General features: G+C 69.3%; 5 protein-coding genes. 2 read left to right on the top strand and 3 right to left on the bottom strand.

The annotated features are described in order from the left end of the window. Window positions 1-162: 162 nt before the first annotated feature. Window positions 163-1,029 (bottom strand): TetR/AcrR family transcriptional regulator, encoded by an 867-nt coding sequence (locus tag ACFVM3_RS16060; RefSeq protein ID WP_378439346.1) that lies wholly within the window; start codon window positions 1,027-1,029, stop codon window positions 163-165. Between the two features lie 89 nt (window positions 1,030-1,118). Here ACFVM3_RS16060 and ACFVM3_RS16055 point away from each other — a divergent pair, with 89 nt between their 5' ends. After that, window positions 1,119-2,918, top strand: coding sequence for a right-handed parallel beta-helix repeat-containing protein (locus tag ACFVM3_RS16055; RefSeq protein WP_378439344.1), 1,800 nt, complete (start codon window positions 1,119-1,121; stop codon window positions 2,916-2,918). A gap of 135 nt (window positions 2,919-3,053) precedes the next feature. Here ACFVM3_RS16055 and ACFVM3_RS16050 read toward each other — a convergent pair whose 3' ends face one another. Then, window positions 3,054-4,436 carry a PLP-dependent aminotransferase family protein gene (locus ACFVM3_RS16050; protein WP_378439342.1) on the bottom strand — a complete coding sequence of 461 codons (1,383 nt, stop codon included), beginning with the start codon at window positions 4,434-4,436 and terminating at the stop codon, window positions 3,054-3,056. Between ACFVM3_RS16050 and ACFVM3_RS16045 the strand changes: the two genes are divergently transcribed. Further along, window positions 4,435-5,658, top strand: a complete 1,224-nt coding sequence (locus tag ACFVM3_RS16045) for an aminotransferase class V-fold PLP-dependent enzyme (RefSeq protein WP_378439340.1) — start codon at window positions 4,435-4,437, stop codon at window positions 5,656-5,658. The two genes, ACFVM3_RS16050 and ACFVM3_RS16045, sit on opposite strands and share 2 nt — an antisense overlap. A 53-nt stretch (window positions 5,659-5,711) precedes the next feature. Here ACFVM3_RS16045 and ACFVM3_RS16040 read toward each other — a convergent pair whose 3' ends face one another. Further along, window positions 5,712-7,754 carry a M3 family metallopeptidase gene (locus ACFVM3_RS16040; protein WP_378439338.1) on the bottom strand — a complete coding sequence of 681 codons (2,043 nt, stop codon included), beginning with the start codon at window positions 7,752-7,754 and terminating at the stop codon, window positions 5,712-5,714. Window positions 7,755-7,805: the final 51 nt, after the last annotated feature.

The raw sequence follows: 7,805 nt of genomic DNA, 5'->3' as shown, positions 1-7,805 counted from the left end.
GGATCTCCACCAGTGCGCCGAGGACCTCCGCGGCTTCGACGTCGTTCGTGCCGTCGACCACCATGCCGACGAGGGCGGGGATGGCCGCGGTCGTGGGGGGGCCGCCCCCCGCCCGCCCCGGGCGCCCCCGCCCCCCCCCCCCCCACGACTCTCATTCCAGAATCAGGACCTGGCCTGACGGAGGCGATAGGCGCGCTGCCGGCAGGCCCTCGAACAGTAGTCCCGAGGTCTGCCCCGCCCTCCCCCGTTCAGCGGCTTGCCGCAGGTGGCACACTCTCCTCCGCCAATTTCGTCACGCATTACCTCACGTTCTCGGTCTTCGACGAGCGCCTGCACGCCGTCGAGCGTGCGCTGCAACCCGAATTCGAACGGATCGAGCGGTGTGTCCATCCCCCCGGCCTTCCACAGCCGCTCCAGCGCCGGATAGCGGTCCAGGCGCTCGAAAAGCGATTCACGCTCGCTCCACCAGCGCTCATGGGACACCCCGGTGCGCCGCTGAAGTTCCGCGGCCTCCCCCGCCTGACGTGCGACGGAGTCCACGAATCCGCCAACGAGGTTCACCACCGCGATAACCTGCGCCGGCGCCAGGCCGGTCCGCGACGCCACATCCAGCGCGTGGTCGTATCCGGCCATGATGTTCGGCCCTGGCAACCGCCGGGTCCCCGCACTGTGGACCAGCCACGGGTGACGGCGATGCATCTCCCATGCCCGCCGCGCCCAGCGTTCGAGACCCGCCCGCCAGCCGAGCCCGTCCGACGGCTCCATCGGAAACCTGCCGTACACGGCGTCGCGCATCAGTTCGACCAGCTCCGCCTTGCCGGGGACGTACCGGTAGAGCGACATCGTGGTCGTGCCGAACCGTTCCGCGACCTTGCGCATCGAGAGGGCGGCCAGCCCTTCCGCGTCCGCGACGTCGACGGCCGCCGCGACGATCCGGCCGAGGCTCAACCCTGGCCGCTCCGGCTCGGGAGTTCCCCACAGCAGTTCGATCGCACGCTCCGGATCCGGCTGCGCGTCGTCTTCCGCCACCCGTCACTCCCTTGACGCTTGTCACTCGTTCGTGTTTAGCTGATAAACCTCAGTATATCCCATAAACCAACCCGCAGGAGCGCTTCAGCATGCCTGAAATCAGGTTCTTCGTGTCCCCCCAGGGCAGAGACGACTGGGCGGGCACCGCCGACCGGCCGTTCGCCACCCCGAAAGCGGCACAGAAGGCCGTCCGCGCCGCCACGGCCGAAATGAGCGGCGACGTCATCGTCACCTTCGGCACAGGCGTCCACCACCTCGAAGAACCTCTCGCCTTCGACGACGCACTGGGGGATTCCGGCTCGAACGGGTTCCGCGTGATCTACCAGGCGGAGGGCTACGGAACCCCGGAACAAGCGAAGGTCGAACTGAGCGGCGGCCGCGAAATCACCGGCTGGACGGCGGGCCCCGGCGGTGTCTGGACGGCACCGATCGGCGACCTCGCGCCGAGACGGCTCACCGTGGACGGCCGGCCCGCCGAACGGGCGGCACGCCCCACTGGCCTCCCAGGGAACGTGACGAAAACAGCGACCGGTTACGTCACGGACAGCACGGAGCCGCAAGCCTGGCCGGACCCGTCCGGCCTGGAGTTCGTCTACCCCGGCGTCTACCCATGGTCCGAAGCCCGGCTCACGGTCACCTCGATCACCGGCGACACCACGTCGACCACGATCACCATGGCTCAGCCCGCCTTCGACCACGCCAAGTCCCTCTACGACTCCAAGTGGTACGGCGCAGGCGGAGACGGCACGTGGGACGGCCTCGCCGCGCCGTCCGTACTCGAGAACAACGTCGCCTTCCTGACCGAACCGGGCACCTTCGCCGTCAGCAGGGCCGATCCGGACGGCCACGTCCTCCACTACCGTCCGCGCCCCGGCGAGGAGATCGGCAAGACCAGAGTCGTCGCCCCGGTGCTCGAGTCGCTCGTCAGCGGGCGAGACGTGCACGACCTCGTGCTGCGTGGCTTCACCTTCGCCGACGCGACCTGGTCCGGCCCCACCCGCACCGGCGGCTACCTGCACTATCACGGCAACGCCCGGTACGAACGAGGTGAATTCCAGAAGATCGACCTCGGTGCCGACGTGGGCTACGTCCATGTGCCGGCGGAGCCCGTCCAGCTGCCTGCCAACGTCAGCCTCACGTCGACAGGCCGGATCACCTTGGAGGGCAACCATTTCACCCGACTCGGCGCGGGAGCGCTCCTGATCGAAGGCGGCACCGACATCGAGATCCGGGCGAACGTCTTCAACGAGATCTCGGCCAGCGGGGTCGCCGTCCACTTCGGGACCCGTGTCTCCATCGAGGACAACCTCGTCCACCACACCGGCACCGAGTACCGCGGGTCCCCCGCCGTCCTCGTCGTCGAGTCCGAAGAGACCACCGTGGCCCACAACGAGATCCACGACGTCCCGCACAACGGCATCGTGATCACCGGCGGCGAGAAGGCCAAGGGCACCCAGGTGATCTCCAACCTCGTCGAACGCAGCATGGGGAAGCTGATGGACGGCGGCGGGATCTACCTCTCGGCCCCACAGGGCTCGTCGTTCGCGGGCGGGGCGCTGGTCCGCGGGAACGTGATCCGCGACGTCCTCACCTCGTACAACTTCGGGCTGTACGCCGACTACGGTGCGGCCTGGATCACCGTTCTCGGCAACATCGTCTGCCGGGCCGACACCCCGATCGTGCTCCAGGTGGGTCCGCCGATGGAGAACGTCGCCTTCGTCGGCAACTTCTGGGATGTCCGTCCCGACGGCTACGACAGCCCGCCGGCGACGGTGACCGTGGCCGGGAACACCGTGCTGCCGAAGGAAAGTTTCGACGAAGCCGTCCGAGCCGATCCCGCGGGCGCCGACATCCTCGCGCGAGCTGGGCGCCGCGGTCCGCAACGATGATCACCGCTCCTGCCATCACCTCGGCGTCGCACCAAAGCCGAGGTCACGGCGGGCATGGTCGCCGGTGTCGTCCTCGGCGGTGGTGTTCGTCCGTTCCTCGAAGCGGTTTTGGCCTGAGCCAGGCCGTATAGGTCGTTATACATTTGAATCGAGCCGGCGAATGCCTTCGGTGAGTTCGGCGATGTCCGCCGCGGCGGCGAAGCTCAGTCGCAGGAAGGGGCCGGCGGGCTCGGTGGCGAAGAACCGCTCCCCTGCCCCGACCACGACTCCCCGCTCTCTCGCGGTGCGGGCGAGCGCGTTCGCATCGCTCCCCGCCGGTAGCCGCACCCACAGGTGCAGGCCGCCCTCGGGAGGCCGCGCGATGGTCCATTCAGGACACTCCCCCGCCAGCGCCGCGGCCGCTTTCGCGCACCGTTCCCGGAGTTCGGCACCGAGTCGCCGGACGTGACGTTCCCAGGACGGCGCGCTGAGCAGTTCGAGGGCGGCCTCCTGCAGTGGACGGGAGACGAAGAAGTCGTCGACTCGCCGGATCGCCTTCATCCGGTCGAGGACCGGCCCTCGCGCGATCAACGCGCCGATCCGAAGGCTCGGCGCGGCGGCCTTGGTCACCGACGTCAGGTGGACGACAGTGCCGTCGCGGTCGTCGGTGATCAGCGGACGCGGCGCGTTCGCCCCGTGGGAGAGATACCGGGCGAAGTCGTCCTCCAGGACGAACGCGCCCGCCGCCTTGGCGACGTCCAGCACACGCGTGCGCCGTTCGGCCGCGAGCACCGTCCCGGTCGGGTTGTGGAAGGTGGGCTGGCAGTAGAAGAGCCGGGCGCCGGTCATCGCGAACGCTTCGGCCAGCAGGTCCGGGCGGACGCCGTCGTCGTCGATCGGCACGGGCACCGGCCGGAGCCCCGCCGCCCGGGCGGCGGCGAGGGCTCCCGGATAGGTCGGCGATTCGACGAGCACCGGGCTGCCGGGTGCCGCGATCGCCCGGAACGCCATGGACAGCCCGCTCTGCCCGCCCGCGGTGATCAGAACGTCGTCCGGTGACGCACCGGCCGGTCCCGCGAACACCGACCGCAGCGCGGGCAGACCGGCGGCGGGCGCGCGGTCCCAGGCGTCCGGGCGGCGGCCCGCCCGCGCCAGCGCCGCGCTCAGGAAGCGAGTCGCCTGCAGTGACCGGTGCGGATAGCCGCCGTCGAGGAGGATGGCGTCCTCCGGTGGCGGGCCGAGGGCGCCGGTGAGGGATCTGGTGTCGACGCTGCGATCGGTCAGCGCGACCGTCTGCCACGCCGTGTCGAGCGGCTCTTCCGCCGTCGTCGCCTTCGTCGCCACGTACGTCCCGCTCCCGGGGCGGGTCACGACCGTGCCTTCGGCGGCCAGCAGGGCGATCGCGCGCGAGACCGTCCCCGGGCCGACCCGATAGCGCTCGATGAGCTCCCGGCTACTGGGCAACCGCTCCCCCGCCGCGGCCGTGCGGATGAGCGAACGCAGCTGGGCGACGAGCGCGGAAGTGCTACTATCCGACATGAAGCATCATGATAGTGCTACTGAACATTCGGCGGAATCACTACTGGATGTCCCGGCCCTGCGAGCCGATACCCCTGGCAGCGAGAAGGTCGTCCACTTCAACAACGCGGGCTGCGGGCTCCTGGCGAAGCCGGTACTGGCCGCGATGCTCGATCACCTGAATCTCGAGGCCGAGACCGGCGGGTACGAGGCCGCCGCGGCGCGCGCGAGCGAAGTCGCCGTCTTCTACGACGAGATCGCCGCCTTGATCAACACACGGCCCCGCAACATCGCCTTCGCCGCGAGCGCCACCCACGCCTATTCCACGGCCTTGTCCTCGATCCGGTTCGAACCCGGCGACGTCGTACTCACCACCCGCAACGACTTCATCTCCAACCAGATCGCGTTCCTGTCGCTGCGGAAACGGTTCGGCGTCGAGGTCGTGCACGCACCGGACTCGCGGGAGGGCGGTGTCGACGTCGAGGCCATGGCGGCTCTGATGCGCGCCAAGAAGCCGAAGCTGGTCGCCGCCACGCATATCCCGACCAACTCGGGCCTCGTCCAGCCGGTCGCCGAGATCGGGCGGCACTGCCGGGAGCTCGGCCTGCTCTACCTGGTCGACGCCTGCCAGTCGATCGGCCAGTACCCCGTCGACGTCGAGGAGATCGGTGCCGACCTGCTCACCTCGACCTGCCGCAAATTCCTGCGCGGTCCGCGTGGTTCGGGGTTCCTGTTCGTCTCCGACCGGTTCCTCGACGCCGGGCACGAGCCGTTGTTCATCGACATGCACGGAGCCCGCTGGAGCGCGCCCGGCGCGTACGAACCGGCGAAGTCGGCGTCCCGGTTCGAAGAATGGGAGTTCCCGTACGCCACCGTGCTCGGCTGCGCCGCCGCCGCGAGGTACGCCCGTCAGGTCGGCCTGGAGGCGATCTCACGGCGCACTCCCGCGCTCGCGGCGAGACTGCGGCACGGGCTCGGCGCCATTCCCGGTGTCGAAGTGCTCGACCGGGGCCCGGAATTGGGCGCGCTGGTGACCTTCTCCATCAAGGGCTGGGAAGCGGTGCCCTTCAAGGAAGCGATGGACACCCGCCGGATCAACTCCGCGCTCAGCTACCGGGAGTTCGCGCAGTTCGACTTCGGGGACAAGGACGTCGACTGGTGCCTGCGGCTGAGCCCGCACTACTACAACACCGAACGGGAAGTGGACGACGTGACCGCGGCCGTCGCCGAGCTCGCCGCCTGAGCGCGGTCCCCGCCTGGACACTGGGGGTGCCCGGGCGGGGAACCGTCAGGAGGTCAGGCCCCAGCGAGGCCGCGCCGCTTCAGGAGCGGCTCGATCTCCGGGTCGCGGCCGCGGAACGCGCGGAACGCCGCCATCGGGTCGACACTGCCGCCCCGCCCGAGGAGTTCGCGGCGGAAGTGGTTGCCGTTCTCCCTGGTGAGCCCGCCGTTCTCCCGGAACCACTGGACGGTGTCGGCGTCGAGGACCTCGCTCCAGATGTAGGAGTAGTACCCGGCGCTGTAGCCGCCGCTGAAGATGTGCGCGAAGTAGGTGGTGCGGTAGCGCGGCGGCACGGCTTCCAGGGCGACACCGGCCTTGGTCAGCGCCTCGGCCTCGAACCGCTGGACGTCCTCGACGTTGTCCTCGGTGCCCAGCGCATGCCACGCCTGGTCGAGCAGGGACGCCGCGAGGTACTCCGTGGTCGAGAAACCTTCGCCGTACTGCTGCGACGCCAGGAGCTTGTCGATCTGCTCCTGCGGCAGCGGCTCCCCGGTCACGTGGTGCTTGGCGTAGTTGGCCAGCACCTCGGGCCAGAGCATCCACATCTCGTTGACCTGCGAGGGGTACTCGACGAAGTCACGCGGGACGTTGGTGCCCGAGAACGTCGGGTACTCGACGTCGGAAAGCAGCGAGTGCAGCGCGTGCCCGAACTCGTGGAACGCGGTGACGACCTCGTCGAAGGTCAGGAGGGTCGGCTCCCCCGCCGGAGGCTTGGCGACGTTGAGCACGTTCACCACGACCGTCTTCGTGCCCAGCAGCCTCGTCTGGTCGACGAAGTTGTTCATCCAGGCGCCGCCGCGCTTCGAGTCGCGGGCGTAGTAGTCGAGCAGGAACAGGCCGAGCTCCGTGCCGTCGGCGTCGAAGACCTCGAAGATCCGGACCTCGGGGTGGTACTTCGGCAGGTCTTCCCGCTCGGTGAAGCTCAGGCCGTACAGCTTGGACGCGGCGAAGAAGACGCCGTCGGTCAGCACCCGGTTCAGCTCGAAGTACGGGCGCAGCGCGGCGGTGTCGACCTCGAACCGGTCCTTGCGGACGCGTTCGGCGTAGAACGCCCAGTCCCACGGGCGCAGGATCGCGCCGGGGATGTCGGCTTCGAGGTAGCGCTGCAGTTCTTCGGCCTCCGCCTTGGCGTTGGCGACCGCCACGGGCGCGAGCCGTTCCAAGAGACCGACGGCGGCCTGAGCGGTCTTCGCGGTCTCGTCCTCGATGACGTACGAGGCGTGGTCGGGGAAGCCGAGCACGGCGGCCCGCTCCGCACGCAACCGGACCAGCTGGGCCACGATCTCGTTGTTGTCGAACTCGTTGCCCCGGTTGCCACGGGAGACCGACGCGGTGAAGATCCGCTCACGCAGCGCGCGATCCTCCAGCGAGGCCAGCGCGGCCTGCGCCGTCGGCAGGGTCAGCTTGAGGACGTACTTGCCCTCCTCGCCCGCGGTTTCGGCCGCCGTGGCGATCTCGTCCTCGCCGAGACCCGCGAGTTCCGCGACGTCGTCGACGACCACGGCCAGTTCGTTGGTGTCCTTGAGCAGGTTCTGCTGGAACCGGGTCGACAGCGTCGAAATCCGCTCGTTCAGCTCGCGCAAGCGCTTCTGGTCGGCTTCGGGAAGACCGGCGCCGGCGCGGCGCACGTCGGTGTGGTGACGCTCCAGCAGGCGCAGCGACTCGGCGTCGAGGCCGAGCTCTTCCCTGCGCTCGAACAGCGAGTCGATCCGGGCGAACAGCGCCGGGTTCAGGTTGATGGCGTCCGCGTGCGCGGCCAGACGCGGCGCCATCTCGGCCTGCACGCGCTGGATCTCGTCGTTCGCGTTCGATCCGGCGAGATTGAAGAACACGCTGGAGACACGGGACAGCAGCCTGCCGGACTTTTCGAGCGCGACGATGGTGTTCTCGAAGGTCGGCGGCTCGGCCGAACCGGCGATCTCCTCGATTTCCGCGGCATGCTCGGCCAGGCCCGCTTCGAAGGCGGGAAGGAAGTGCTCGTCGGCGATCCGGTCGAACGGTGGAAGGGCGTAGGGCAGCTCACTCGGCGCGGCGAACGGGTTGTCCTGCGAAATCATCGGTGTTGCTCCCGGGTCGTCGAATCTGCTGGTCTGGCCACCTTACGGGCA

This window comes from Amycolatopsis sp. NPDC057786, from assembly GCF_042797905.1.
Taxonomy (GTDB): domain Bacteria; phylum Actinomycetota; class Actinomycetes; order Mycobacteriales; family Pseudonocardiaceae; genus Amycolatopsis.
This window is presented reverse-complemented; position numbering and strand designations above follow the sequence as displayed.